Source organism: Clostridium culturomicium (assembly GCF_000821305.1).
Lineage (GTDB): Bacteria > Bacillota > Clostridia > Clostridiales > Clostridiaceae > Clostridium_J > Clostridium_J culturomicium.
In genome coordinates, this window is sequence record NZ_CCXK01000017.1 from 967,891 (window position 1) to 994,422 (window position 26,532).

Here is a 26,532-nt window from a genome sequence, read left to right on the forward strand (position 1 = left end):
CTTAAAGAACGTAAACCTACTAATTATAAGCTGTAAAATAAGTTTTCTGATGCCCATTCAGGGTCACAAGTAACATCTACTCCAAGCTTTCTGAATACCTGCTCTTCACCTGTGCTTAAGATTGTTGTTGAGTGAAGCTGACAGCCTTTAAGCATAGCAAGCTTCTCTAAAGCAACTTGAGCCGTTGGGTTTGTTGCAGCTGAAATACTAAGAGCAATTAAAATCTCTTCAGAATTTAATGAAGTTCTGTGATTTCCTAAAGTCTTAGACTTTAAGTTATTAATTGGCTCTAATACTACTGGAGAGATTAGGTGAATCTCATCAGAGATGTTTGCAAGGTGTTTAACAGCATTTAAAAGTACTGCTGCAGAAGCATCCATAACATCTGTATTTCTTCCAGTTATTATTGTTCCATCCTCAAGCTCTAAAGCTACAACAGGACAAACCTCATTTTTATCTGCACAAGCCTCTTTAAGCTTTGCAGAATATTTCCTAGCAGGGATAACACATTTTCTATCCTCTGGTTTAAGATTTAAAGATTCCATTATAATCTTCATTGTCTTAAATACTTCTTCATCAACATAACCTTTTTTGTACTCTACGCTAGTTTTGAAGTATCTTCTGATAATTTCTTGGATTGAAGCTTCCTTAACCACATCATCATCAGTTATTCCAAAGCCAACTCTGTTAACTCCCATATCTGTAGGGCTCTTGTAGATAGACTCTTTTCCAGTAATCTTCTCGATGATTCTCTTTATAACTGGGAACATCTCAATGTCTCTGTTATAGTTAACTGCCACTTCTCCGTATGTATCAAAGTGGAAGGAGTCAATCATATTAACGTCCTTAAGGTCAACAGTTGCTGCTTCATAAGCAATATTTAAAGGATGCTTTAGAGGTACATTCCAAACTGGGAAAGTCTCAAATTTAGAATATCCTACTGCATTGCCTCTCTTGTTCTCATGGTAAAGCTGGTTTAAGCAGGTTGCAAGCTTTCCACTTCCTGGTCCTGGTGCTGTAACAACCACTATTGGTTTTGTAGTTTCAATATATGGGTTGCTTCCGTAACCTTCATCACTAACGATGGCTTCAACATCTGTTGGATAACCCTTTATTGCCTGATGCTTGTAAACTTTAATTCCACGTCTTTCAAGTTTATTGATAAAGATATTTGTTGCAGGCTGTCCGCTGTATCTTGTGATTACAACAGAGTTAACCTCTAAATCCCATCCTCTTAAATCGTCGATAAGTCTAAGAACATCCATATCGTAAGTGATTCCGAAGTCTCCTCTTATCTTATTTCTCTCTATATCCCCTGCATAAACACAGATGATAATCTCTGCTTTTTCTCTAAGCTTATGTAAAAGCTTTATCTTTGCGTTCTCATCAAATCCTGGCAGTACTCTGCTGGCGTGCATATCAAATAATAATTTCCCACCAAACTCTAAGTATAACTTATCAAAATTATTAACTCTTTCTAAGATATACTTTGACTGCTCTTCAAGATATTTTTCATGATCAAATCCAATTTTCATTTCTACACCTCATCCTAAAGTAAATACTCTATCTATTATTACACAAAATCACCTTGTAGAAAACTATTAAATTTTATTTTAATATAATTATTTTGCTGAAAAATATTGTAATCCTTTAACCTTCAAATTTCCAGCCCCATTAAATACGTAATTTGAAAATGTTGTTTTTCCCTTATTTTTGGTTATCTGTTACTATTTATGTAGTATAATTATGTAGTAATTATTTTAAATTCTATTTAGTTAATATATATGTAATTTTAGTATTATATGAAAGGAGAAAAATAATGTTTGAATACTTTTACGAAATGCCCCTAATCGAAAGAATGCTATGGATAACACTGCCAATACTTCCAAATGTACTTCTTTATTTCTTCATCCATGCCAGAACCTTAAAAATCTTTCATAAGACTAACTCAAAAAGTCTCTCCTTAAACAGTTTGAGGAGGATGAATACATATGTAGCGGTACCTCTATGTATCTTTACAACAATTCTATACTTTATAATGATGTTTTACTTTTTCCTAGAATATAGCCACCATGAATTTATAACTAATTATATTTATATGCTTCCAGCTTTAGCTGCCTGTGGTTTTGGTCTTATAATTCTATTTCTAAGATACGTATCTATTGCTTTCACCGTTGCTAATGTGGCTCCTATTAAAAATGTGAACTTCTACTTTAATCTTAATAACCTTTCTGACTACCTTCAAATTTACATAGTAATGTTACTTCCCATAGCAGGTGAATATGTCATCTTTTTATTTAAGCCAGAATATGATTTAACCCATATTTTAATGACCATTATTTATAATGTTTTAATATTACTTGTAGGAATATTTGTGGTTAAAAAAATTGCAAAAAAAACAAATCCTACTATAGAAATGGAAGATTGTGAACTTAAAAAAGAGCTTTTAGAAATGGCTGCTCGTGTAAAAAGAAAGAAGGTTTCAATTGTAGTTGTTGATCAAGATAAAAGTACCTTTGGAGCTGCAGCCGTATATCCTATAGGTCATGGAACTATATATCTGTCAGATACACTTTTAGACATACTTACTAATGAAGAGTTAAAAGCTGTAATGGCCCACGAGGTTGCTCATCTAAAATATAAACATGGTAGTAAAAGAATTTTCACCTTTTTCCTTGGGGTATTTCTTACCATTACACTTTACAATTGGCTTCTTGAATATAAATATTGGTACGAGCCTGAAACCTGGTATCTTCTAGTGACCGCCTTTGGATTCTTCTACTTTGGCGTTTTCTCAAAGTATCTTTCAAGGAGACAGGAATACCGTGCTGATGCTTATATTCTTAAGATTGGTATACCGTATGAAGACTTTAAACATGGAATGCTTAAGATAGTGAATTCCTACGAGGTTTCCTTTGACAGATTGCCTGTGGAAGAAATCTTTGCAACTCATCCATCTCTTAATAATAGATTTAAACGTCTGTTAAAGCTTTCAGATAATTAAAAGTCCTGTTAAAGCAATAAAGTACATTGATATGACTAAATATCAATGTACTTTATTTAATCTAATATTTTATTTTCATAAGAGATTATTATGATAGAGAATTTTTCAACCACCACCAATAATAACAACAACTATATTAATATTTACTTCTTCAATAACACTATTAAAGAGCAGCTGCCATTTCTTCCTCAAGCTCCTTCATAAGCTGAGCTACCGGAACAATTTCCTTAACACGACCAGCATTGTCCCCACAGAAGATTAATGCCTCATCTAAGTTTCCTTTTACAGCTTCAATCAGCGCTTTACTGATACAATAAGGTGTCTCAGCTGGGTTACAGGTATGGACACATCTATAGCATTTTGATACTGGGATTCTTCCTGCCTTTGTTCTTTTTACAAATTCATTTTCAATAGCTCTTCCTGGCATTCCAACAGGACTTTTAACAATTGTCACATCCTCTGGTTTAGCACTTATATAGGCTTCCTTAAAGGCTCTTGAAGCATCACATTCTTCAGTTCCAACAAAACGTGTTGCCATTTGAACTCCCGATGCTCCAAGGCTTATGTACTTAACAATATCTGCTCCTGTGAAAACACCTCCAGCAACTACTACTGGTATTTTCTTGTTATATTTCTCTTCATAAATTTTAACCTCATTAATGATGCGTACAACTTCCTCATCAAAATTCACTGAAGCTTCTTCTATATTTTCTGCTTTAAAGCCAAGGTGTCCCCCAGCTCTTGGTCCTTCAATAACAACTAAATCTGCAGTTGCCTTATCATGTCTGTCCCAAACCTTTAAGATAACTCTTGCTGATTTTAAAGAAGAAACGATGGGCGCAATCTTAACCTTTAAGCCCTTTGTAAGCTTTGGCAGCTCCATAGGAAGTCCTGCTCCAGAAATAATAAGATCAGCACCTGACTCCACCGCTGCCTTAACCATATCACTGTAATGATTCATGGCAACCATAATGTTAACTCCGATAACACCACCCTTTGTAGCTTCCTTTGCCTTCTTAATCTGAGCTCTAAATGCTCTAACATTTGCCTCTAAGTTATTATCCTCAAAATCCTCTTCAGCATATCCGCTTTGGGCAGCTGAAATAATTCCAACTCCTCCAGCCTTAGTAACCGCTGCTGCTAAGTTAGGTCCTGAAATTCCTATTCCCATGCCACCTTGTATAATTGGAAGCCTTGAAAAAAGCTCTCCTATTCTTAATCCTTCTATTTTCATTTAATTTATCCTCCACCAAATTGTTTTGATTTTCAAATATTTTGACTTTCAAAATATTTAACCTTATTATATGCTATCTTTCTTCTTTCTTCAATAGTCTAACTTAGATTCTTTTAAAACTTTGTGAAAACAAAATATGAAGAATCCTATAAAAAAATAAAAAAATACTTTTATTTTTTTATAAACTACACATACTATGTTTGAGTAATAAAAACTTTACGAAACATTTGGAGGTTAAGTTATGAAACAAAATGATAACATTGCTGGAACTAATATTGTTGAAGATAATATTAGCACTATGGTTAACAACGGAGATGTAGATTATAATGCCTCCCCTTGTGTAGTTATGAATAACCTTGTAAAAGATCATAATCAGTTGGCTGATGAAATGGGTGATGTATCAAGAAGCACTTCAGCTGTGAAAAATAATGTTGCTGACGAAATCTTTGCCCTTGGAGTAACCAATTTAAACTTAAATCTGCATAATGAAGTTAAGGAGTATTCCGAGCCTGTAGATTATGAAACTGCCTTTGGTGATTACTATCCTGATGAAGATGATAAAAAGGATAAAAAGCTAAAAAATAAGAAATCTTAAAATTGCTTGTACCTATTTAAATATAAAATACCTTCCAAAAGTAAAAATGCTTAAAAGAAAAAGACAGTGAACTAGATTGTTCACTGTCTTTTTATATATAGATATTTTAGAAGTCACAGATAGTTAGTAATTTTATCCTATTCCTTAGCAAAATCCCTAAGTCTGAAGCTTCCTGCTGTAAAGAATACTAAAGCCATTAAAATGATGATAATAGCTGGAAGGAATAATTCTCCTTCATTCAACATTTTATACATCCATGCAAAAGGAGAGATTGCACTTATTCTTGTAATGGCTACTGGAACGTTTTCCAAAGAACTGGAGATGGAGCCAAACATTCCTATTCCATAGGTTATAAGCGCATATATAACCATAAATAAGCTTGCAAGAATTGGGTTCTTGATCCATCTTGTTGAAGCTGCAATAGTGGCAGTTGCAATTAAGCTTCCTAGGAAGATTACAAGAATTATTAAAGGTAAGTTACCATAATTAATGTTTAAAAGCCTTCTAACAATTATAAAGCCAATGGAAGTAAGTACTCCTTGAATTAAAAAGACTGAAATGAAGATACTCCCTAATATCTGTTTATCTGAATTTGCAGTGGAGATAGTTCTTCTTAAAACCTTTTGGCTTTTCAACTTAATTAAATCCTCTGTTAGTATCGATCCACCCATCATCATAAAATAACAAAACATCATCACCATAGTTGTTAAGTTTCCTGATCCTTTATCTTTACTAGTACTGGTGATTTCTGTGGTTACAGCATTGGTGCTTAAGCCTGTACTAAAGCCCTCTTGAACCTTGCCATTTACATAACTAGTAATAATATCCTCTGCAATAATGGTACCTGTAGTTGCTTCTGTTTTAAAGCACTTTATATTTGGGATTTTCCCTGAATCAATAACCTCTTGAAAATCCTCACCAATTTCATAGACCACCGTTAATTTGTCATCTATAATCAGCTGTCTTATATAATCCCCTTCTCTTTCTTCTTGTCCTACCATATTTGAGATTTCATATCTTTTGCTAAGATTTTCTATAAGTTCTTCTGAATATGCGGAATTACTTTTGTCAATTATGCCAATCCTTCCTATGATCTTATTCTCTTCCTTTGAGCCTCCTCCAAAGATAGACATAACCATAATCACTGGCATAACAAAGCCGATTAAAAGAAACCCTGAATTTTTTAATTGTCTTTTCATATTTATAAGGATTAATCTCATTAAGCGCATGTTCTTCTCCTCCCTTTAATTGCTTCATTTATCACAGCTATGGCAAATAAAACTACAGAGATAGCCAGTATAAATCCTATCCATTTCATGGTACCATTCAAATTTCCATTTAAAACGTACATAGTAAGAACTTTGTTAATATAATGGGTTGGAGTTAAAACTGCTATAACATTAGCTCCAAAACCAAAGATTTCTCCACCTAAAATAGGAAGTACAAATACTACAAAGCTCACTACCTTTCCTATCTTAGGACCAAAAATCGAGGTAATAGTTTTCGCAATAGCAACTACAAAGATACTTGCTAAAAGAATAATTAAAAATAAATCTATTAAACTCCCCTTAAATGTTATACCTGTAATCCTAAAGAACAGAACGTAAAAGCTGAGTAAAATTGCTGAATAGGCTAAACCCCCAACAGACTCATAAAGCAGAAATTGAACCTTAGTAATTGGTGCTGCCTTAGCTCTTCTGTCTAAATTCAAGGATATATCTGCATAACCTGATTGAAGTAGTCCATAAAGAAGCATAGTTACACAAAAGCCAAACATTGATATAGCCATCTTCTCAAAATTGTTTTCCTTTTCTGGCTTATCTACAATGACATTTTCAATAATAGACTGTCCAGTTACTTCATTTAGTTTATTAACATCACCACCTGCTAAAGAAACATAAAGTCCCTTATGATAATTATCAAGAATTATCTTTAGAGTGTTGGTGGAAAGCTCCAGCTTATTTGTTTTTCTATTTAAAGTAAGGCTGTCCTGCTTTAAACCTGTAGCATTTTCTCCATAACCTTTATTTATAATAAGCTCTACATCAGGCTTTTCATCAACTAAAGTAACAACTTCACCCATTTCCTCACTGGCAAGGAACTCCTTTAGTGCCTTAGACCTATCACTTCTATCTTCATCTAGAATCTGGACATTAACCTGGCTTAACTTAAGGTTGTCATTAACACTCATATCTTGAACAAAGCCCAGAAACCCTGCAAGGATTACTGGAAAAAGAATAAAGTAGATTAAAGTGACAGCTCCATTAGCTACCAAACCCTTCAGGGTAGTTTTTACATAATAAAAAAGCTTCATCTTAACCTCCCCCCTTAATCTCTTAGCTGCTTTCCTGTAATTGTAAGGAACACATCCTCAAGCTTAGCTTCTTCATAGCTGATTTTCTTTATATTAATGTTATTTTTCTCAAGGTAAGATAAAACTTTTGCAAGCTTAAATGTAGAATCTATGGTTAAGGAGATTTTATTATCACTTTCTGTAACCTTGATAATTCCTTCAATTTTCTTTAACCCAACTAAGGTTTCTCCCTTTATTCCCGAGCCCTCAATGAGTACCTTGTTATTAGGGAAAACTGAAGCTTTAATTTGCTCTCTTTCTCCATAAGCAACCTCCTTACCTAGGTCAATGATGAATACTCTATCACAAAGCTCTTCGATTTCCTCCATATAGTGAGATGTATAAATAACTGTTGTGCCCCACTCCTTACAGATATTCTTTACAAAGGTGAAGATGTGGTTTCTTGACTGAGGGTCAACTCCAACTGTTGGCTCATCAAGGATTAGAACCTTTGGATGATGAAGAATTGCCGCTGCAATGTTTAATCTTCTCTTCATTCCGCCTGAAAACTTCTTAACCTTTTGCTTTTTAGTGTCCTCCAGGCCGGTAACCCTTAAAGCCTCTGCTATTCTTTTCTTAAGCTCCTTACCTTTTAAACCATAAAGAGCACCAAAAAATTCTAAGTTATCATAGGCATTAAGCTCCTCCATTAAAGCTATATCTTGTGGCACATAACCGATGCACCCTTTAGCTTTTATGGTATCCTTTAAAATATCAAAGCCACAGATCTTAATGGTACCACTGTCTGGTATCAATAGGTTGGTCATAATATTTATTAAAGTTGATTTTCCCGCTCCGTTTGGACCGATGAAACCAAAAATTTCCCCTTCCTTAACGTCATAGCTGATATTATCTAACACCAATTTGTCATTAAAACGTTTTGTTACGTTTTGTACTTCTATAATTCCCATATAAAAAACCTCCTGTAATTTATTTCATATTTAAAACTGAAGCAATGGATTTGTAGCTTGTCTTGTGCAAGTTGCAAACAGTATTGCCGTGGACAAGCTGAAAATAATCTTGTTTTCGGCAAACTGCAAACAATCTTGCTTTTGACAATCACCTTAACTTGATTGCCTTTGACATTTACGAGTCAATCTTGCCGTGGACAAGCTGTACGAAGCACTCACCTTAAGCAGTCTTACCCTTGACAAAATTCCTCATTCCATCTTTCTTACAGTTCATAATATTATAATAAAACAATTCCAGGAGGTTAACCACAGCTTAAAGTCATAACCTAACGTGACTTAAGTCACTAAAGCTTTAAACCTTTGTCACCAACCTTTATTTTAAAAAGAAATAAAGGTACTGAAACTTATATTCCAACACCTTTAACACCTAGTTAACTATGCCATTTTTAAAAGCAAAAATAGCAATTTGCGTTCTATCCCTAAGCTCCAGCTTTGAAAGGATATTTGTAATGTTATTTTTAATAGTACCTTCAGATAAAAACATTTCTTCTGAAATCTCTTTATTAGAAAATCCCTTAGCAATTCCTTCAATGATTCTCAGTTCCTTACCTGAAAGATTAAACCTTGCAATATCAGGGTTTATTATACTGCTAATGCCCATCATCTCCACTGCCACATCAGGATGGACTACCATGTTGCCCTTAAAGGCCGTTTTAATTCCTTCATAAATAACGTCATGGGAGCTGTCCTTCAGCATATATCCAAAAGCTCCATACTTCAAGGCATCCTGGATATATTCCTTATCCTTAAAGGTGGTAAGAATTATAACCTTGATTTTTGTAAACTGCTCCTTTATAAGTCTTGTTCCCATTACTCCATCGCAGTCCTTCATTCTGATATCCATCAGCACCACATCCACATGTTGGTTTTTACATATATCTAAGGCTTCAAAGCCATTTTCAGCAAGACCTACTACTTCAATATCTTCAAAAATTGAAAGCATTATCTTTAAGCCTTCCCTGATTAATTTTTCATCATCCACAATTAATAATCTTATTTTCTCCATACCATACTCCATCTATCATATTATAACTTATTTTGAGCAAGTCCAATTGTACAATCTATCTTTCCAAGCCTGCTCTTGCTTATACATCTTCTATCTGCTCCAACCTATATCTATATCTGATATATATTTATACCTCTTTCTCTCTCGGAACTATGACCTTAATAAAAAATCCCTTACCCTTTGAGGATTTCATATCCACCATAGCTTCAATTTCTTCTGCCCTTTCCCTTATATTCTTTAAGCCCAGTCCTGTTTCCTCAATCTTGTTCGTTCCAACTCCATTATCATTAAATGAAAGCACAAACTCCTCCTTTGTAAAGTTCATTACCACCTTAATTTCCGTTGCTTTTCCATGCCTCAAGGAGTTGGATAAAACCTCTTGAGTTATTCTGTAAAGGTGACTGCTTTGCTTTGAGGTTAAATTCCAATCGCCCTTTGAAAGTATGACTTTAACTTTTACTCCTGAAAGCTTCTCAAAAGAATTGCAGGCCTCCTGTAATCTTAAAAGTCCTTGATAATCCTCATACTCATTCGGTCTTAGCTCCCTCACTGCCCTTTTTACATCCTGGAAGCTTTCATTAATAAAGGCTCTTAAATTCCCCGCAATTGGCTTTAATCTGCTACCTTCCTTATCAGCTATAGTCTCCATGGCTGAAAGTTGAATCATAGCAGTGGATAAAGCATGACCAACGCTATCGTGAATCTCTCTGGAAATTCTGTTTCTCTCCCTTAATAAAGTAATCTCCTCAATGGACTGAAGATAACCTTCCAGCTCATCATTTGCCTTAATCAGCTTCTCCTCTGAAATCCTAAGTTTATCATAAAGGTGCTGAGCTTCCTTTTTAGAGCTGTAAAGCCTTGAAATATAGCTTAAAAGCACAAAAAGAATAGCCATAAGCCCAAAGAGTATAAAGCTTTCCTCTCTGGAGGTACTAAACCTTGGAAGAAGAGTCAGTATTAAAATTCCAGTCCCAAAGAAATACCTTATAATCTTATTATCTAAAGCAAAAATATCAATAGAAACTCCAATTAAATAAAAAACAATGGTTCCTCCAAAGTAAATATGTGCAAAAGGTACTGCTGCAAACTCAAGGCAAATTGAACCAACCACTTGCCACTGCTTTTCAAAATAAAATAATCTAAGATGATTATTAATAACAAATAGAAGGATAAAAATTAAAGGAGCAATCTTGCTGCTAATGCCAGCCTGTGGAGTATACCCTCCTAAAAATGCTCCCAAGATTAAAATCTGAAATACTAATATAAAAATCGATATATACCTTATAAATAACAGTTCCTTACTTTTTCCCATAAAAGCTCCTTCCAATTCATGGACCTCTGAATCCATATACTTGACCTATAAGTCCATAGTTTTACATCTTAAGCTCTACAAATCTCCTTCAAGCTTCCTTCTCATAATTAAAATAATATAATATTATATCTAATTCTAACAGTTCAACCTTTTCCTTTGCAATATACATTTTATAAGTAGACCATTTATAGTCAACTGGCTTTTCCACTATATCGGCTCTAACGGGATTTAAATATACCTAACTTGAGGTTTCTAAAAGCTGAGCATCATCTTTGATTATTTCAGAAAAATTGTTCCCTTGAAATAAATAACCTTCTAAATCATATTTCTTATTAAAATATTTATATATGTATAACTAACTCTTCTCATTAATCGTCATAGAGGCTTTATAGTTTTTATATTGAACCCACTTCCATAATATGGTATAATTCATTTGTGATTTACTTATTTTTACATTTATTCTTTATACTTTTTGTCATATTTGAATAGAAAGTTTGCTTAACTTGGTTTAAGATAAGTTGTTTCTACCATCCCAAGCACATCTTTTTATCATCACTTATGAAGATAAAAAATTGTAAATTAATATAATAACTTTTGGAGGTAACTATGAAGGTAAAAGAAGCAGATACCCCAGTTCATTTTCCCAAAGGAAGGTTCTGGCGGAAAAAACAAAGAAAGAGCAATCATAAAAAGAAAAATCTACTAGACAACCCCTACATAAAACTTGAAAGTAAGGATGACTTTAAGGCTTTAATGGGAAAGATAAAATGGATTTTTTCCCATGCAAAGCCCGTGATTCCTTATCTCATATTTTGCATAATTCTAAATGTGATTTTTGCACTCATAGGAATTTTTAACGTTGTAGTTTCAAAATCTCTTATTGACTCAGCCATTGCCGGAAATCAAAGTGATGTAATGAAATGGCTCACCATAATGATTACAATTACTCTGTTTAATATGTGTATTAGCCCAATAACTTCCTTTTTAAGCACCCACTCGTCAATGAAGCTTAGCCAGGGAATTCAAAGAAAGATATATAAACATGTTGAATATAGTGATTGGTTAGAATCCAGCAAGATTCACTCTGTAAGCCTTTTAACAAGGATAACTTCAGATGTTGGAAATATCAGCTCCACCATCCTTGGAACTATTCCAAGCTTGGTATCCTTAACAGTTACCTTAGTTGGTTCCTTCTATACGCTCATCTCTTGGGCTCCATCAATAGCTCTTGTAGCAGTTTTCATCGGACCCTTCATGGTGATAATCGGAAGAATCTTCAGCAAAAAACTGAAGGAACTATATAAAGCTGCTCAAGAAGAGGATGTAAAATACCGCTCCTTCATGCAGGAATCCATTCAAAATATCATGATTGTAAAAACCTTCTGCATGGAAAAAATAAACATGGGAAGATTAGAAGATATTCAAAACAATAAATATAAAATAGCTATGAAAAATACTAAGTTTTCAGTGCTGACCTCCATGTCCATGAGCTTCTGCTCCTCCTTAGCCTACTTCACCATTTTCATATGGGGAATTCTAAACATCACAAAAGGAGTAACAACATATGGAACCTTCACTGGTATGCTTCAGCTTTACTCAAAGGTACAAGCTCCCTTTTCTTCCTTAGCAGGCATGATACCAGGCTTCATCGGAACCATTGCCGCTGCAGAAAGACTTATGGAAATTGAAGCTCTGCCTTTAGAAAAAGCAGGAACCACTGAAAACACAGAAAAATTCACAAAACCAGATATCGAATTTAAAGGAGTAACCTTTGGATATAAAGAAAATACAACAATCCTTGATAACATCAACTTAACCATACCTAGTGGCGAAACCATCGCCTTTGTGGGACCTTCAGGGGAAGGAAAAACTACCATAATAAGACTACTTCTCTCCCTAATAAACCCACAGGAAGGCACTGCTGCTTTAAGAGAAGAAGATATCTATGAAGAATTCACCAGAGACCATAGACACTTAATCTCCTATGTACCACAAGGAAATACACTATTCTCAGGAACCATAAGAGATAACTTGAAGTACGGCAATCATGATGCTTCAGATGAAATGATAAAGGAAGCTTTAAAAAATGCCTGTGCACTGGACTTTGTTGAAGAACTTGAGGAAGGCTTAAATACAGCCATTGGTGAAAGAGGTGTAGGAATCTCAGAAGGTCAGGCTCAAAGAGTTGCCATTGCCCGCTCCTTCTTAAGAGAAAAGCCAATACTGATCCTAGATGAGGCAACTTCAGCTCTAGACCCTGAAACAGAGGTAAAGGTTCTTAAATCAATTAAAAGCTTAAATCCAAAGCCAACCTGTATAATAATTACTCATAGGCCTTCAGCACTAAATATATGTAATAGAATCATAAAGCTGGAAAAAGGAAGATTGAGAGAAGTAAGTCGTGATAGTATTTATGAAGTTGCTAGTGAGTTGGTGTAAAAAAGATGTTTACTACTATTAGTAATATATAGCTTTATCATAAACAACCAAAATATGCTTTTTATTCGGTTGTGTCCACAGCTAACACCCCCTGTCTAATTGACAGGGGGTGTTCACAAATCTCTCTTTTTATTAATTATCCTCATCAAAATCTAATTTTTTCCTAATATCCACCTACATTAAATTGAGTACACTGTCTATCTACCCCAACTGGTTGTGAATGTAAGTCTACATAAGGACAATTTGCATCAATATCGTTTACTGTATTTGCACTAGCATGTGGACATACCCCATTTCCAGGAGCATATCCTGGATTCTTAGTATTAATCATACACCATGAATCAATTGGTACAACTCCAAGTTTTAATATATCTACTTCAAATGAAGTATCTTGAGCATTTAAACTCTTTAATTGCGGATTTTTCCATTTTTTCATTTCCAATTCCTCCTCTTTTAATAACTAAAATTTATAAATATATATATTTATATTATTATATTATTTATTGGTAATTTATTACATTATAAAATGTTTAATAGAAAATATTTACTATTCTTAACGTAGTAATTTATATCTACAAATACCTTCATATTTACTTACTTCTCTATAATTTCTATAATCTCATCAATAGTATTTTTATCCCTCGGTCTTATTATCTTAAAGTACTTAATTTGTTTAGACACTTCAAGACACCTCTTAAAATGATTTGGAGCAAATCCCCCCATACTAGCAATACATTCACTTTTATATATATTAGAAATAATTTTTTTTACCTTATCAGACTTTTTGATTTCTTCAACACAAATGCAATCTACATCATCAACTGCAATTTCCCATATTGAATGAAGAGGAACTGGTTGCTTTTCAAAGCCTTCAAAATCAGGCACCACATATTTAACTTCTTTTGCCCCTCTACAGGTTAAATAATCCGCTTTATTAAGCTTTTTCTTTTCCATTACATCTGCACATAGCTTATGGTATGGAAAACCAGGCTCCACATATAATTTATCTGCTATTTTAACAGGTGATATATCATCAGAGAGATATTTATATCCTCTTTCACCCAAGGTCAAAGTTAATGTAGATTTTCCTGCTCCTCCTTGCCCTGTAATAATAACTCCTTTACCATCAATTACAACAGCACCTCCATGAATAGCAACTTCTTGTCTCTGTAGTATCAAAAAGCCTAAAACACTTCCCATGATGTAATTTTTCATTCTGATAGTATCACATAATTCACAGAGTTCAATAACTGCCCTTCGTCCTTCACTAATCCAAAAATCAGCAACCCCCTCTACATGAAACCATATATTATCTTTTGACATAAACTGATATTTCCCTTTTTGAATTTCTGCTCTTATATCCTCTGGAAGTTTATTAGTTATTATTTCAACCATATCAGTTTCTTCACATTTACCATTTATAATCGGAAACTCAGGAACTTCAATGTTCGATGCTATTTTCATTCCATATACCTGATAATAGTATTTATTAAAGTTATTCATAATTCACCCACAATCTATATTCTTCAACTTTCGGCTACGCTAGAAACTTCATAATCTTTCAAAATTAATTCTTCTATTATCTGAATTTGCTTATTAATGGTAAAGCCATTTTGAGGTCTTATGAGCTTATATACAGAAACGTTTTTTGCTAATACAATGCATTCCTTAAAATAGTTAGGATCTATTTCAATATGGTTTAATACTACTCCTCTGAAGATATTCTCCATTAATAGCTTAACCTTCTCATATCCACGAACTTCTTTAATAGATATTTCATTGATGTCTTCAACACTTAGCTGAAGAATAGCAAATAAAGGTACTCTAGTATTAGAAAACTTCTTGTCCATAGGAACTAGACAGAGTTCTCTATTTAAATTAACTCTATTGTATCTTTCCTTATTGCCTTCTAACTTTTCAATGACATCTGTAGAAATTCTTTGTATTGGAAATGATGGGTTAATTAATATTCTTCCATCCTCATATGTATTCAAGGATGTCATATCATCTGCTAAAAGCTTATATCCCTTACATTTTAATCCGTTAAGTAGTGTTGATTTACCAACTCCACTTTTTCCTATGATTAAAACCCCTTTTTCATTTAAATTAACTGCTCCACCTTGAAAACTTAACTGTCCTCTTTGAATCATTAATAGGGCAAATCCAATCCCCAAGAGATATACCTTAAACATTTCACTATCATATTCATCCCTTAGCTCAATGATAATTTTATTACCATTTAAAATATGAAAAATACCTACCTCATCTCTTTTAAACCACATACTATTAGAAGAATACCCTTCCTTCTTCCCTGTTAATGCTTCATCCTTAATCTCTTTCGAAACTTTTCCAATCTCAATAATAGCATCAATTCTATCTCTTAATTTATCCCCAAGTGTTATCAAACCTTCAATTTCTATTGATGACTTAATATTTAATCCATAAACCTGATAATAAAATTTATTACAATATGCTTTCATCATGTAAACCCCTCATTTGATAAATGTCTCATCAATCAAGTGGTGAGACTTTACATTTCTTATGTTATAATTCAACTCGCAAATTTTGCCACTACCGCATAGCCCTGCCTATTTTCTCCACCTGTAACATAGTAAGAACCACATCTAACCCATGCATGAGCCATCATTTCATCCTTATCATTCTTCTTTACTCCTAAGTAAATGGTAGTTGATATCCCCCTAATCTTCATCATTTTTTGAGCCGTAAGAGCTTGGACAAGACATTTACTCTCCCATGGAGTATGTCTAGCAGCTTGTGTAACTGACCATCTTACTTCTCTAGCAATTCTATTAGCTTTAAAGTCAATCTCCTTAGGTGATTCTGTCTTATATTTTCCCATTCTTATTTTTAATTTATTGAAAGGCATAAAGAGTATGAACGCTCTATAGAATCCTGTAAATATAAAAGCTTGTACAAATCTAAACTTTTTCCCATTATCAATGGAAATAAACGTTCTAACCTTTCTAGCTAACTTTGATAAGATCCCCATAACTAAGGTCATTTAAAAACTCCATCACAGTATTTTCACATTCATCTCGTTCAACTTCAAACTCTCCAAGTAAAGCATCTATAAGTTCAGAAATCTTCATAGGCTCTTCAATAATCTCCCAAATTCTACTTCCTACTTCGTTCATCATAAAATACTGGCCCTTTTCCATATTCATCATAACAACTTCTCCATCAAGATCTGTAGCATCAATTTCAGGATTTCTTGAAATAATGTTATTTAACTTCACCTGTGTATCTTTAATTCTTTTGGCATTTGAAAACTTTTCATTTAAATTTTTAATATCCATGATTACCTCCCAAATATGTATAGTATGACTATATTCATTATTTATATTTTACCATATTATTACAGCATCTTGTATAATAAGCTTTTGATAATTTATGTCATAATTTCTCATTATTCGCCATTATATATTCATTTGAAATAATTACCAAATTTTCGAAAGTAAATAACTATAATTTTATAAATACATTTCTACATAATAAAAATAGAAATGTATAAAACCTTACATCATATGGTAGTATTTTTACACATTTCTATTAACTTATATAATATTATATGCTCACTAAATTGTAATTTTAATAAGGGTTATTTCCATTATAGTTACATGGAATAACAGGTTTGCAACCATCTAGAATCAAATCTCCTCTATGAGGACAACATAACATTGCTATGTCGTTGTCTTCATACAATCCATGATGACATTTACCTAGCCAATGGTTTCCATCTAGTTGTGTTGCTTCTTGAGCCTCACAATAATTTCCTTGATAAGTTTCACTTAATTCTAAATTTTTCAATTCTGGATTTTCCCAATTCTTTTTCATAATTATCCGCTCCTATTCGCTAATTTTAATCTTAATTTCATCTAACAAAATTAATTAATTCCTATGGCGCCCCCAATTAATTAACCTCATTAGAACAGTTCAACTGTCACTATTATATTACCATATTTTGTAAATATTGCATATAGCTTTTTCAAATATTTTCCATAAATATTTTATAATTTGTTTATATCCCTCATAATTCTTTCACTAATATTATAAAGGGGGCAAATATTAATTATTTTAGCAATATATATAATAATTTTTTCATTTTATAAATCCAATTCCTTAAGGAGCATATTCTTTTTATTACCTACCCTTATCGTAGCCGTAGCCATCTTCATTTTATTTTTAAAGCTGTAATCTTTATTCAAAAGTCCAACAAACAAGTGATGTATCCATGCTGCTGGAGCCAGTACTATGAACTTTCTAGCATAGCTGTACCTTTCGCCCATATCCTTTATAGGAGGAAATAACAATTTCATATACTTCTTAAATATACTGCCTCTACCTTCTGCAGCTCCCTCACTTTGATCAAAGGCAAATTCACTTGCAAAAACTCTTGTTTGATCTTTAGTCCCATGAACTCCGCTAGCAAAGATATCTTCAATTAATAATTCTATATATTTATTGCTAATTTTACTAAGTGCATTTATCTTTTTTAATTCAATTGGGAGTTCCATGCTAAAGAGTCTATTACATGCAATAAATATAGCTAAAGTAAATTTATATATACCACAAGCCTTAGCTTTTTGAATGAAACTAGACCAATTAATTTCATCCCCTTTTTGCTCAACTAAAAGCACTAAATCTAGAAGTTGCCTTACACCAAAGCCAGTGTGGGCTAAATGTACTGCCATATGTATACATAGGTGTACAGCTAAATCCTCTAAGCCTAAAGATAATGTTTTAACTCCTCCAACTTCAACCTCTACAGTTTCCTCCCATAAATTATCCTCCCAAGATGTATCTCCTTTGAAAAAGGCTTTATTAGCTAAAGTCCAGTGAACCTCAAAGATAGGTTGTCCAGGTTTATGAAATACGATGTGAGCTCCGTGATCATCCTCATCTTTAGTTTGAGTATATCCAAGCTCCTCCATCATTTTAGATACTCTCTCTAGATCCTCCTTATGAACAAGAACATCTGCATCACTCATAGTTCTAAGCTGTGGCATTGGAAAATACTCTCTAACAACTAAGCCTTTAAGTACAATTACAGCTATGTTATTTTCATTAAATTTCTCTAAAACTTCTCCAACCTTTATGATATGATTTTGCTGATTTATCCCAGAATAAAAAACTTCCTTTTTCCAATCCTTAAGAAGTTCTGGTGCAATGCACTTCACCGCATCTCTTCTGTCTATAGCTGAATAAACTAAAGGACTTACATGATGCTCTTTTGCTTCATATAATAACTTTCCCCAATGAATTTCATCTAGTTCATCTAATGTGGCTATTTCTTTATGTATTGCTTTATTTAATAACGTAATTAACACACGTTCTGTTGTATTCATTACCTCGCCTCTTTTCCATATTATGTATTTATTTTACCATTTTTTGCCATTTCTGTATACTCTAAGTTTTATTCCTTCATAAACTATTTATATTCACTTTAATATCCTAAATACCGATAAATAAAAAAATCCATATACCCCGGCCACACAAACAGGATATACAGATTTCTTTCACCTTTTATTTTACATATTTATTTACAAATTCAAATACCTTATTATAATAAGTTTCCGGGTCAACATCTGGTGCCGCTCCGTGGGCTGCTCCATCAATTACTAGGATATCCTTCTCCACTGGTGCTGCCTCATATAATCTATATACCATTTCAGTTGGCACATAAGTATCGTTGCTGCCATGGGTGAATAGCATTGGTGTCTTAGATTTTTTTACTTGCTCTAATGCTGAAGCACCTTTGATGTCATATTTAGCTCTTATATTTGTTACTACTCTTGCTGCGTCCATAATTGGAAATGGTGGAAGACCAAATCTATTGTTTAGCTCTGCAGTGAACATTTCATATACTGAAGTGTAACCGCAGTCCTCAACTATAGCTTTAACGTTTGATGGCAGATCTTCTCCTGCTGTCATCATAACTGTTGCTCCTCCCATTGATTCTCCATAAAGGACTATCTGTGAGCTTGGATCTTTTTCAACTATAAGGTTAATCCACTTAACCATGTCTTTTCTATCCAGCCATCCCATTCCAATGTATTTTCCTTCACTTTTACCATGGGCTCTAAGGTCTGGTGTTAAAACATTATATCCTTCATTAAAGAAGTTTAAGGCTATGGGTTGTATATTTTCAGAACTAGACGTATATCCATGAGCAATTATTACCCATTTATCAGTGGGTTCCTCTTGTAAATACATGTTTCCCCATAGTTTTAATCCATCCTCTGATTTTATTGTTGTTTCTTCAGTTTTTACTACCTGAAGCCATTTATCTACTGCTTCCTGAGATTTTTCTTTATTAATTCTTTCAATTTCAAGCTCATCTGCCTTGGGTGCCTTTGGATCAGCATCTGCAGCAGTTCCAATGCCCTCCGCTCTAACTAAAGCATAATTGAAAAAATAATTTCCTATAAAGGCTAGTCCACCTATTGTCAGTGCTATAATTACTCCTATAATGGAAAGCACTATCTTCTTTGATTTCTTCATTTGTTCCTCCTAGAATACTTGTCCTCCGATTTTAAATTTATTGTCTTTTATTCTATAAGAATTTATTTTGATTGTCAAGATATATATAAATAATAACTATTTGAATTTTAAAGTATATCCCCATATCATGAGCCTCCAATGTCTAAAATATGGGGATTTCAATTTCCTTTTTAATCTCTAAAATAAAGTATATCAGTTACAGCCCTTTCCCCGTTCCAGTCTGAGGGTTCATTAATCACCTGTCCATTAAAATAAAGTGTTGTGGAACCTCCTCCATCAAGGGCATATGCCCATTCACAATCTAGCCTTTTGAACTCTAAGGCTAAATCATAAAATGAAATTCCATCTGAAATTTTACTTCTTCCATCAGCAACAATTACCACATATTCTAGTGGTCCCTTTTGGCCTATAGCTGTTCTTGGATCTTTTGCATCACTATACCAATCTGCATTCCAGCTAACTATTTCTCCATTTTTAATCAAATCAGGTCCAAAATCAAGGGTGTGTCTTCCTCCCATTTGAAGAATCTCTTCACCTGTTTTTTCTGCCCTGTTAAATATCACAAAATCACCATTATCCTTTATAATTAGTGGAGCAAAATCCATATTTGTAGCTCTATAAAGAATTCCATCTCTTATGACAAAACTATCTTTATTGAAGCCAGCTGCCGCACCATCCACTGCAAAGACAGCACCATGTCTTTTAGCAATGTCTGAGGTTTTTTCTCTATTATTTAGATTAAATTCATCCTTTGCAAAGGCTGACTCCAGCTGCTTTGGATCTTTAATCTTAATGGTTGAAATCCACATTCTTAAATTATTCCTCACCACAGGCTCAATGGTAATCTTCATTGTTGGCGAACCATAAGACATTATCCCAGTTGTTTGATCCCTTTGAGAATAAGTTTCCTTTGGGAAATCTTCTTGTTCTGTAGTTACATCACTACTTACAGGAATTATCTCTTCTCCGTGATTTAAATACTTGTTCCATAATCCATTACCTATGTAAACACTGAACCCTAACAAAATTGAAAGAAGACTAATTAAAGAAACCTTAAATACTATATTACCTTTCACTGCTGGCTTCTTTTCTTTTGCTATGTTATTTTGATTTTCACTACCTACACTCCGCTTTTTCATTAAATATCTCATCACCTATCTTAATTAAATTTTCACTTTATATTTTACCATATTATTCCATATTCATTCCGTTTTTGTTATTTATTTTAACCTCTAATAGTTATGTAATATTAATTTTATATTTTCACTTCATTTTATATGATAAAAGAGCAGCTAGAAATTCTTTTAAGACCATCTACCTTGATGCCATCCTTATTAAAAAGCCACAGCTTCATCTGCTGAGCACTCTTAGGATTCTTAAGTCCAGTTAAAATTGAAGCCTCCATAGATAAGCCTCATCATAGGTATTAATACATTTTAATACCTTATCAATAAGCTGCTGATCAGCTCTTATTCCCCTATCATTAATCTCCTGATCTAAAAACCAAAGCTTGTCCTCAAACTTACTAAGCCTAAACAAATCAAGCTTGTTTCGAATAGTTCTCTCTACCTCTACATCCCTTATGCAGTATGCCTTAAACAAAGCCCACCTTTCTTCAGCATCCGATGGAAAATTCCGACTTATCCCCTTATTGAAACCTGTAGCCTTACAAGACATTGAAAAGAACTTTATCAGCTCCTTTCCTTCCTTTAGTTTTCCTTCTTCTAAATTCATAGCCTTAGTAACTCCCTCAAGACTTCCTGGAAGCCACAGTTCCAAGGCCTTTACTGCAGTACATCGCCATTGCTTCGGCTTCATAGGCCTTTTAAAATATGCAGCCAGACAAGTTCTTTCAAATGCTGCATTAAAGGCTGTTTTTATAACACTTTCATCGGTAAGAGCCTCAAAAACTTCCCTGGGGAGCACCTCACCTTTAGCAAAATCTACCATCTTAACTTCCTCATCATCGAAGGCATAACCAAAAAGTAAAATCTCAAAATCCTCCTAATTTGCATAGGCATAAACCCCACACTTTGTTAAATCCTTACTTCGATAGGTTTCAATATCAATAGCAAGAGTTCTCATGTCATGAACCTCCTCAAATTCCCTTTTCTCCAAACTATCAAACCGCTCTCCGCATCTAGACATGTAATCACTCCTTTACCCTCCCGTGCTATAACATCCCTTACACACTGTTTTATCCATATTATTTCTTTCATACTATTCCTCAATATAATGCTTCAAAGCCTTACGAAGAGTTACCTGAATTCCTGTCTCCACTAGCCTGTCTGAATGTTTCTCATAAAGATTTTGAATAAAACTTTCAATAGCTAGTTCATTGTCATTCTCTAAAATACTGGCATAATTAGGACATAAAGCAATCATATTCTTCTCACAATCTAAGTCTCCCTCATACTAATTGCCAGCCTCTAGAGGTATAAAATAAGTAACCTGTAAATTAAGCTTATACGTTCCCTTATCTGTGGTAACTTTAGTTTCACAATTGCTCTCACAGGAGTGCCCGCTTCTTTTCAAAACACTTTTCTTCCCCTTTGTGCTGCAAATATTATAAAGTTTTCTATAGGGCACCCCTAAGTGATTTCTTTTATAGTCATGGATCTCATTTGCACCCCTCTCTGAATCGAACTCCAATTCCTCTGGATGATTACTATAGTAATCAACTAAAATTCTAGTGTAATCATTTTCACAAACAACCTTAGCTACTTTAATGATTTCCTTATAAATGCATAGAAGATTTTTAAACCCTTCCATAAGCTCCACTTCAGTTGGTACTACCTTTAAATCATAGAAAATTGTATAAAGGGTGCTTCCTTCTTCTGGGATCTGCCCTAAAGCCTTAACACCTCCGTATCTATGAAGATTTTTGACGCCACCCTTCATTAGCTTTGTCAATATACCTTCAAGCTTCTCCTCAAAAACCTTACCATAAGCACTCTTATGCCCTACATAATTAATTGATGCTCTGACTTTAACTCAGCCACATTAATCCTTAAAATCAAATACAAATTATCCAAAACTCTTCCACCAACAGTAGTTGGTTTCAAAAATATTTTAATATCCTTATTGTCCTCACTCATATAGTAAGTAACCTTCATATCATTTTTTCTAAACCCAAGAGCCTTATAAAAGAAAGCTTGTCCCTTCGTTTCCATAAACTTCTCCAAATGCTCACTTCCCTTCACCGATAAAGCCCTCTTACCACTTAAATTTACCTCTTCAAGAACCTTCCCATAGAAATCACTTATCCTCGGAGGCTGATATCCAGGCCTTAGGGTATCAAAATCAAAACTTCTATGAAGAACCACTTCCAAAGGAAGATTAAAAACTCTAAGCACTTCATCCATCTCCCTACTACTAAGACAGGTTTCCCGTCTCATAATCCTTGTAACCTTAGCCGCATCCCATCCCATCTCAAGACCAAAGGTCTTTTGATTTAAATTTCTTGAACTGATAATTTTCTTTATAACCTCCACAAAATGAAATTCTAAAAATTCTTTCTCCACATATCTACTATTCATACTCCGCTCCAATCCTCTAGATTCATCTCATAAATTATTAATAATTTCTTTTATATTTTAACTTGCATATCATTCTAATTTATACCAAATTTCATATTTCACCTATTATTTTCTGTATTTTTATGTAATTTCCTCAGATTTATAAGAGAATTTCATTTAATGAAATTTTTGAGATGTTTTTAATGGGTAAGGGTTGGTGGATTGGGGGTAAAAAAATAAACCAAGGATACTTTTAATCCCCTTGGCTTTTCTATAGATTTTCAATCTTATGGTTTTGTTTTTTATTTTTTAATTATAGCAGATAGTTTCTGTAAGAATATTCTTACATTTTTATGTTTTCTAAAATTCAGAATCAAAACAATATTTATTTTCAAAACTCCTTTACTATGCTCTTATTAACACTAACAATAAAACTAATAATTATTTTAAGAACACCTTTATAAATAAAATTAATTATATATGATGTTGCAACACATAATACAATAAGCCATCCTAGAATTAATAAAGGATATTTAGGCGAAAACACCCAATCCTTAAAGAAAATCATGTAAAAAAACATGTGTGTAAGCCAAATATTAGTGGAATTTTTTGAGGAAAATACCAATATTTTTTTATTGTTTTACCTGGCTCTAATAACTTAAATGATATAATAACAGCTACTGCCGTTATTGGATCTATAACAAAGTTCTCTACGATAATATTTATAATCATTATAATGATTATTCCAATTGCTCCAATAACCCTTCTTCTTTTTCCTGTTTTTAAAACTTCGTATATTTTTTCTATTATATTTTCTTTGACAAAAATAACCCCTAAAACAAAAGAAAATAGACATGAACTTAAATTCAGCATCATTTGATATATCATTAATGCTAATTCATTATCAACTGAAATATTTCCTCTTATTCCAACTATAAAAGCTAAAAAATACAATATACCAGTTCCTAAAAAAATAAGCTTACTATTATGATTCTTTATAAATCTAACTAAAACTGGTGACATTAAAACTAATAAAACATAGCTCTGGAGAAACCACCAGGCTCCATTATAAGACTTTGATAATAAAAAGAAATTTAATAAAAACTCCTTTATACTACCTGGATATCTCGAATCCTTAAGTAAAATTCCTAAACCTACAAACAATATCAGTATTATCCAATAGTTTAATAATAATTTGAAAATCCTTTTAATATTATGCTTAAAACTTAACTTTCCCTCTTTACTACTCATCGCTAAGCCATATCCACTACAAAATAGATATATAGATACACAGCAGCCTGAAAGTAGAGAAATATAGTATACAAGGTTTGTCCTATAATGATTATTGATTCAAATAATCCCACATAATCCTTCGTATTAAATAAATGTAACCATAATAGAAATATCATTGCTAAACCCTTTAGCATATTAGTATCTTTTTGGGTTAAATGCATAAATTCCCCCTCTTAAAACAATAAAACTTAATTCACTAACATATCTAATGGCAATCTCAAATTCACAAGGCTGAAAGACCAGCATCAACAATAATTTTAATCTATTAAGCCCATTCTATACTTAAAACTTAATACACCTCTATCTAAAAGCTGCTCATAAATTTGCATACTTTTTATATACATTACTTCAGTCTTTGTTGGTATAAAAATTTCTACTTCATCATAAACTTCTGGATTGTCAATCAATTCAACTCTAATTTTATATTTTCCAGATTTCCTCTCAGTAATCACCAACTTATTATTTTCAAATTTAAATACATCTTTACCATTAATAATAGAAACTTTGCAATCCTCAAGCGTTAGTTTATCATTGATATTGGGATATGAATAAACATTCAAGGGAATATAACTTTCATCTAACACTGTATATCTATAAATAAATATTTCACTTTCATTATCCATCATTAATTTGATATACTGTGTATCTAAAGCATTAACCTGATTAAATACCTCAAGTTCACAAAGACCTGGCTCATCCCCCTCAAATTCTATTATTTGAAATTCAACATATTCAATATCATTTTTCACTGGAAATTCCACCTTGGTTTCAGAACCATTTTTATTAAGCTTTTCAACTATTACTTCACTTCCATCACTAAATGTTATCTTTCCTTTTATAATATTATCCTCTAAACTAAAATTATCATAAAAAGAAAGTGAATAGATATCACTTGGCTTTTTAAAGGTTACCCTCACTGTTTTTTCTCTATCCTCTAATTCTGGTAACCATACACATTTATCAAATATAGAAGGTTTTCTTATAGTTATATCTGATGAATCAATTAGTTTAAAATCTGTTAGATATTTCCCTTCTCCTGATGAAACCTCTATTAAACCATCATATGCAATACTGCCTGTATTCCTTTCCCAAAATACTTGATCTGAATTTGCAATATTGACCATGCGGGTATAAGCTTGTTGCGAATCATGTTCCTTTAATGCTTCATATAAAAGATTACTTCTTTTTGTATAACCCAGCATATTTTTATTAACAGGAAACCTTACTCTATCTTCCCAATTATAGTTTGGAATATCTAATTCATATGTTACATTATCAATTGATTCTCTAGCCGGTAAAAGTGTGGATTCCAAATTGTAGGAGTAAAAATCATCTGTAGCATACCATGCTGTATTATATGCAAATCCTTTAAATACTAATGGATTATACTCTTGATTTTTCTTTAGTATTTCACCCATAACCTCTTCAAAAATTAAAGAAGTTGTTCTATGATCTGGATGTGCATCAAAATCTACCGCAAATATCATCTCAGGTAAATATTCTAAGATTACATCTTTTACATCCATCTTATAATTGTCTCTGGTATACTCTGAACTAGTATTAGATATCATCTTTCTAAAATCTTCTTTTTCTTTTATCCCATAAGTTTCCGTATTACCTATATTGGATTTTATTATTTCATCTTCTGGAGCATGGTATATGTGTTTATAATCTGTGTCCCATTGGTCCCCATACCCTAGAAATACTACATTATCTTCATCAACGCCTAAGCTTTTCATAGCATTAACAGCTTCATTAATTCTTATTGAGCCTTTATCATAATAATCTCCATTTGTTGTAAATACTACTATAACTTCAGAACCATTCTGTACAAAGTTGTTTATTGTTGCTCCAGCAATATTTATTTCATCATCCTGATGAGGAGCAATAATCATAACTTTCTTACTTGAAAACTCCGATAAATTACAAAAGCTATTATTAAAATTATCTCCATAGTCACAAAAATATAACATCGGCATTGGTATCAATCCCAGTACTATCAATATTATAGTGAATATTAATATTTTTTTTAATATCCGCTTATGTTTTTTAATATGACAGTTGCTAATATCATTAGGGGAAACTTTATTCATAATACCTCCTTAAAAACTTCAAACTTTAATATATTATTCAAACTTATCTTTTTCTATTTACAATTCATCTATAATCCATCCCACATTTCAATGGATTATTGTGTTAATATAGCTACAATATGCACGTGGATAAAAGTATACCGTGAAGATGCCATACTAATCCTATGAAGAATTAAGAAAAAGACTATTTCA

Annotated in this window: 28 protein-coding genes; 3 read left to right on the plus strand and 25 right to left on the minus strand. The window is 32.9% G+C overall.

All coding sequences use genetic code 11. The features are described from left to right. Nucleotides 1-23 precede the first annotated feature (23 nt). Nucleotides 24-1,535, minus strand: coding sequence for a DUF1846 domain-containing protein (locus tag BN1075_RS17015; protein ID WP_040194473.1), 1,512 nt, complete (start codon nt 1,533-1,535; stop codon nt 24-26). A gap of 446 nt (nt 1,536-1,981) precedes the next feature. Here BN1075_RS17015 and BN1075_RS17020 point away from each other — a divergent pair, with 446 nt between their 5' ends. Then, nucleotides 1,982-3,004: a M48 family metallopeptidase gene (locus BN1075_RS17020; RefSeq protein WP_040194474.1), complete on the plus strand. Its 1,023-nt coding sequence runs from the start codon at nt 1,982-1,984 to the stop codon at nt 3,002-3,004. A gap of 163 nt (nt 3,005-3,167) precedes the next feature. On the opposite strand, the gene BN1075_RS17025 is transcribed toward BN1075_RS17020, so the two are convergent. Further along, the gene (locus BN1075_RS17025) at nt 3,168-4,238 is read right to left on the minus strand and encodes an NAD(P)H-dependent flavin oxidoreductase (RefSeq protein WP_040194476.1); all 1,071 of its coding nucleotides are present in this window, start codon (nt 4,236-4,238) and stop codon (nt 3,168-3,170) included. A gap of 241 nt (nt 4,239-4,479) precedes the next feature. Between BN1075_RS17025 and BN1075_RS17030 the strand changes: the two genes are divergently transcribed. Beyond that, nucleotides 4,480-4,833 (plus strand): hypothetical protein, encoded by a 354-nt coding sequence (locus tag BN1075_RS17030; RefSeq protein ID WP_040194477.1) that lies wholly within the window; start codon nt 4,480-4,482, stop codon nt 4,831-4,833. A gap of 137 nt (nt 4,834-4,970) precedes the next feature. On the opposite strand, the gene BN1075_RS17035 is transcribed toward BN1075_RS17030, so the two are convergent. The 5 genes from BN1075_RS17035 to BN1075_RS17055 form a co-directional block, all read right to left on the minus strand. Then, nucleotides 4,971-6,032, minus strand: a complete 1,062-nt coding sequence (locus tag BN1075_RS17035) for an ABC transporter permease (protein ID WP_235777827.1) — start codon at nt 6,030-6,032, stop codon at nt 4,971-4,973. Between the two features lie 20 nt (nt 6,033-6,052). Further along, nucleotides 6,053-7,147, minus strand: a complete 1,095-nt coding sequence (locus tag BN1075_RS17040) for an ABC transporter permease (protein WP_040194479.1) — start codon at nt 7,145-7,147, stop codon at nt 6,053-6,055. Between the two features lie 14 nt (nt 7,148-7,161). Then, entirely contained in the window at nt 7,162-8,097 is a 936-nt protein-coding gene (locus BN1075_RS17045) for an ABC transporter ATP-binding protein (protein ID WP_040194480.1), read from the minus strand. A gap of 427 nt (nt 8,098-8,524) precedes the next feature. After that, on the minus strand, nt 8,525-9,163 hold the full coding sequence (locus BN1075_RS17050; RefSeq protein ID WP_040194481.1) for a response regulator transcription factor: 639 nt from the start codon (nt 9,161-9,163) through the stop codon (nt 8,525-8,527). Nucleotides 9,164-9,290: 127 nt separating this feature from the next. Beyond that, complete coding sequence (locus BN1075_RS17055; RefSeq protein ID WP_040195280.1) at nt 9,291-10,475, minus strand: sensor histidine kinase; 1,185 nt, start codon at nt 10,473-10,475, stop codon at nt 9,291-9,293. A 606-nt stretch (nt 10,476-11,081) separates the two neighbouring features. On the opposite strand from BN1075_RS17055, the gene BN1075_RS17060 reads away from it, so the two are divergent. Beyond that, nucleotides 11,082-12,914 (plus strand): ABC transporter ATP-binding protein, encoded by a 1,833-nt coding sequence (locus BN1075_RS17060; RefSeq protein ID WP_235777828.1) that lies wholly within the window; start codon nt 11,082-11,084, stop codon nt 12,912-12,914. 163 nt (nt 12,915-13,077) lie between these two features. Here the strand turns inward: BN1075_RS17060 and BN1075_RS17065 are convergent, their stop codons facing one another. The 18 genes from BN1075_RS17065 to BN1075_RS17130 all read right to left on the minus strand — a co-directional run bounded on the left by BN1075_RS17065 (nt 13,078) and on the right by BN1075_RS17130 (nt 26,340). After that, nucleotides 13,078-13,350: a hypothetical protein gene (locus tag BN1075_RS17065; protein WP_040194482.1), complete on the minus strand. Its 273-nt coding sequence runs from the start codon at nt 13,348-13,350 to the stop codon at nt 13,078-13,080. Nucleotides 13,351-13,508: 158 nt separating this feature from the next. Continuing rightward, entirely contained in the window at nt 13,509-14,417 is a 909-nt protein-coding gene (locus BN1075_RS17070) for a phosphoenolpyruvate carboxykinase (ATP) (protein ID WP_040194483.1), read from the minus strand. Nucleotides 14,418-14,440: 23 nt separating this feature from the next. Further along, nucleotides 14,441-15,397, minus strand: a complete 957-nt coding sequence (locus BN1075_RS17075) for a phosphoenolpyruvate carboxykinase (ATP) (protein ID WP_040194484.1) — start codon at nt 15,395-15,397, stop codon at nt 14,441-14,443. Between the two features lie 68 nt (nt 15,398-15,465). Further along, nucleotides 15,466-15,936, minus strand: coding sequence for a lasso peptide biosynthesis B2 protein (locus BN1075_RS17080; protein ID WP_235777829.1), 471 nt, complete (start codon nt 15,934-15,936; stop codon nt 15,466-15,468). After that, entirely contained in the window at nt 15,899-16,231 is a 333-nt protein-coding gene (locus BN1075_RS17085; protein WP_040194485.1) for a lasso peptide biosynthesis PqqD family chaperone, read from the minus strand. The genes BN1075_RS17080 and BN1075_RS17085 overlap by 38 nt, the downstream gene beginning before the upstream one ends. A gap of 292 nt (nt 16,232-16,523) precedes the next feature. After that, complete coding sequence (locus tag BN1075_RS17090; RefSeq protein WP_040194486.1) at nt 16,524-16,769, minus strand: hypothetical protein; 246 nt, start codon at nt 16,767-16,769, stop codon at nt 16,524-16,526. 269 nt (nt 16,770-17,038) lie between these two features. Further along, entirely contained in the window at nt 17,039-18,280 is a 1,242-nt protein-coding gene (locus tag BN1075_RS17095) for a nucleotidyltransferase domain-containing protein (protein ID WP_040194487.1), read from the minus strand. 178 nt (nt 18,281-18,458) lie between these two features. After that, entirely contained in the window at nt 18,459-19,436 is a 978-nt protein-coding gene (locus BN1075_RS17100) for an alpha/beta hydrolase (protein ID WP_040194488.1), read from the minus strand. A 170-nt stretch (nt 19,437-19,606) separates the two neighbouring features. Further along, nucleotides 19,607-20,575 (minus strand): phosphodiester glycosidase family protein, encoded by a 969-nt coding sequence (locus BN1075_RS17105; RefSeq protein ID WP_052406617.1) that lies wholly within the window; start codon nt 20,573-20,575, stop codon nt 19,607-19,609. 134 nt (nt 20,576-20,709) lie between these two features. Next, complete coding sequence (locus BN1075_RS22385; RefSeq protein ID WP_268871549.1) at nt 20,710-20,841, minus strand: hypothetical protein; 132 nt, start codon at nt 20,839-20,841, stop codon at nt 20,710-20,712. After that, the gene (locus BN1075_RS17110) at nt 20,823-21,386 is read right to left on the minus strand and encodes a hypothetical protein (RefSeq protein WP_052406618.1); all 564 of its coding nucleotides are present in this window, start codon (nt 21,384-21,386) and stop codon (nt 20,823-20,825) included. Before BN1075_RS17110 ends, BN1075_RS22385 begins: the two co-directional genes overlap by 19 nt. 54 nt (nt 21,387-21,440) lie before the next feature. Beyond that, the gene (locus BN1075_RS21730) at nt 21,441-21,584 is read right to left on the minus strand and encodes a hypothetical protein (protein ID WP_156132826.1); all 144 of its coding nucleotides are present in this window, start codon (nt 21,582-21,584) and stop codon (nt 21,441-21,443) included. A gap of 72 nt (nt 21,585-21,656) precedes the next feature. Further along, entirely contained in the window at nt 21,657-21,821 is a 165-nt protein-coding gene (locus BN1075_RS21735) for a hypothetical protein (RefSeq protein WP_156132828.1), read from the minus strand. Between the two features lie 30 nt (nt 21,822-21,851). After that, nucleotides 21,852-22,337: a hypothetical protein gene (locus BN1075_RS17115; RefSeq protein ID WP_040194489.1), complete on the minus strand. Its 486-nt coding sequence runs from the start codon at nt 22,335-22,337 to the stop codon at nt 21,852-21,854. Between the two features lie 62 nt (nt 22,338-22,399). Beyond that, nucleotides 22,400-22,975: a transcriptional regulator gene (locus BN1075_RS17120; RefSeq protein WP_040194490.1), complete on the minus strand. Its 576-nt coding sequence runs from the start codon at nt 22,973-22,975 to the stop codon at nt 22,400-22,402. A gap of 543 nt (nt 22,976-23,518) precedes the next feature. Next, the gene (locus BN1075_RS20905) at nt 23,519-24,304 is read right to left on the minus strand and encodes an acyltransferase family protein (protein WP_081911646.1); all 786 of its coding nucleotides are present in this window, start codon (nt 24,302-24,304) and stop codon (nt 23,519-23,521) included. Next, nucleotides 24,208-24,408 (minus strand): hypothetical protein, encoded by a 201-nt coding sequence (locus tag BN1075_RS20910; protein ID WP_052406620.1) that lies wholly within the window; start codon nt 24,406-24,408, stop codon nt 24,208-24,210. Before BN1075_RS20910 ends, BN1075_RS20905 begins: the two co-directional genes overlap by 97 nt. Nucleotides 24,409-24,504: 96 nt before the next feature. Beyond that, nucleotides 24,505-26,340, minus strand: a complete 1,836-nt coding sequence (locus tag BN1075_RS17130; RefSeq protein ID WP_042387412.1) for a PIG-L family deacetylase — start codon at nt 26,338-26,340, stop codon at nt 24,505-24,507. Nucleotides 26,341-26,532: the final 192 nt, after the last annotated feature.

Excerpts from the sequence above, each read along its gene's own strand:
- BN1075_RS22385 (WP_268871549.1), bottom strand. The coding sequence starts at position 20,841 with ATGGAGGCTTCAATTTTAACTGGACTTAAGAATCCTAAGAGTGCTCAG.
- BN1075_RS17105 (WP_052406617.1), bottom strand. The coding sequence starts at position 20,575 with ATGAAAAAGCGGAGTGTAGGTAGTGAAAATCAAAATAACATAGCAAAA.
- BN1075_RS17035 (WP_235777827.1), bottom strand. The coding sequence starts at position 6,032 with ATGAAAAGACAATTAAAAAATTCAGGGTTTCTTTTAATCGGCTTTGTT.
- BN1075_RS17095 (WP_040194487.1), bottom strand. The coding sequence starts at position 18,280 with ATGAATACAACAGAACGTGTGTTAATTACGTTATTAAATAAAGCAATA.
- BN1075_RS17025 (WP_040194476.1), bottom strand. The coding sequence starts at position 4,238 with ATGAAAATAGAAGGATTAAGAATAGGAGAGCTTTTTTCAAGGCTTCCA.
- BN1075_RS17115 (WP_040194489.1), bottom strand. The coding sequence starts at position 22,337 with ATGAAGGGTGGCGTCAAAAATCTTCATAGATACGGAGGTGTTAAGGCT.
- BN1075_RS17120 (WP_040194490.1), bottom strand. The coding sequence starts at position 22,975 with ATGAATAGTAGATATGTGGAGAAAGAATTTTTAGAATTTCATTTTGTG.
- BN1075_RS17030 (WP_040194477.1), top strand. The coding sequence starts at position 4,480 with ATGAAACAAAATGATAACATTGCTGGAACTAATATTGTTGAAGATAAT.
- BN1075_RS21730 (WP_156132826.1), bottom strand. The coding sequence starts at position 21,584 with ATGTCTAGATGCGGAGAGCGGTTTGATAGTTTGGAGAAAAGGGAATTT.
- BN1075_RS17130 (WP_042387412.1), bottom strand. The coding sequence starts at position 26,340 with ATGAATAAAGTTTCCCCTAATGATATTAGCAACTGTCATATTAAAAAA.
- BN1075_RS17055 (WP_040195280.1), bottom strand. The coding sequence starts at position 10,475 with ATGGGAAAAAGTAAGGAACTGTTATTTATAAGGTATATATCGATTTTT.
- BN1075_RS17100 (WP_040194488.1), bottom strand. The coding sequence starts at position 19,436 with ATGAAGAAATCAAAGAAGATAGTGCTTTCCATTATAGGAGTAATTATA.
- BN1075_RS17070 (WP_040194483.1), bottom strand. The coding sequence starts at position 14,417 with ATGAATAACTTTAATAAATACTATTATCAGGTATATGGAATGAAAATA.
- BN1075_RS17090 (WP_040194486.1), bottom strand. The coding sequence starts at position 16,769 with ATGAAAAAGAATTGGGAAAATCCAGAATTGAAAAATTTAGAATTAAGT.
- BN1075_RS17075 (WP_040194484.1), bottom strand. The coding sequence starts at position 15,397 with ATGATGAAAGCATATTGTAATAAATTTTATTATCAGGTTTATGGATTA.
- BN1075_RS21735 (WP_156132828.1), bottom strand. The coding sequence starts at position 21,821 with ATGATTGCTTTATGTCCTAATTATGCCAGTATTTTAGAGAATGACAAT.
- BN1075_RS17085 (WP_040194485.1), bottom strand. The coding sequence starts at position 16,231 with ATGGATATTAAAAATTTAAATGAAAAGTTTTCAAATGCCAAAAGAATT.
- BN1075_RS17045 (WP_040194480.1), bottom strand. The coding sequence starts at position 8,097 with ATGGGAATTATAGAAGTACAAAACGTAACAAAACGTTTTAATGACAAA.
- BN1075_RS17015 (WP_040194473.1), bottom strand. The coding sequence starts at position 1,535 with ATGAAAATTGGATTTGATCATGAAAAATATCTTGAAGAGCAGTCAAAG.
- BN1075_RS17065 (WP_040194482.1), bottom strand. The coding sequence starts at position 13,350 with ATGAAAAAATGGAAAAATCCGCAATTAAAGAGTTTAAATGCTCAAGAT.
- BN1075_RS17110 (WP_052406618.1), bottom strand. The coding sequence starts at position 21,386 with ATGGTAGATTTTGCTAAAGGTGAGGTGCTCCCCAGGGAAGTTTTTGAG.
- BN1075_RS17050 (WP_040194481.1), bottom strand. The coding sequence starts at position 9,163 with ATGGAGAAAATAAGATTATTAATTGTGGATGATGAAAAATTAATCAGG.
- BN1075_RS17020 (WP_040194474.1), top strand. The coding sequence starts at position 1,982 with ATGAATACATATGTAGCGGTACCTCTATGTATCTTTACAACAATTCTA.
- BN1075_RS17080 (WP_235777829.1), bottom strand. The coding sequence starts at position 15,936 with ATGACCTTAGTTATGGGGATCTTATCAAAGTTAGCTAGAAAGGTTAGA.
- BN1075_RS17040 (WP_040194479.1), bottom strand. The coding sequence starts at position 7,147 with ATGAAGCTTTTTTATTATGTAAAAACTACCCTGAAGGGTTTGGTAGCT.
- BN1075_RS20910 (WP_052406620.1), bottom strand. The coding sequence starts at position 24,408 with ATGCATTTAACCCAAAAAGATACTAATATGCTAAAGGGTTTAGCAATG.
- BN1075_RS17060 (WP_235777828.1), top strand. The coding sequence starts at position 11,082 with ATGAAGGTAAAAGAAGCAGATACCCCAGTTCATTTTCCCAAAGGAAGG.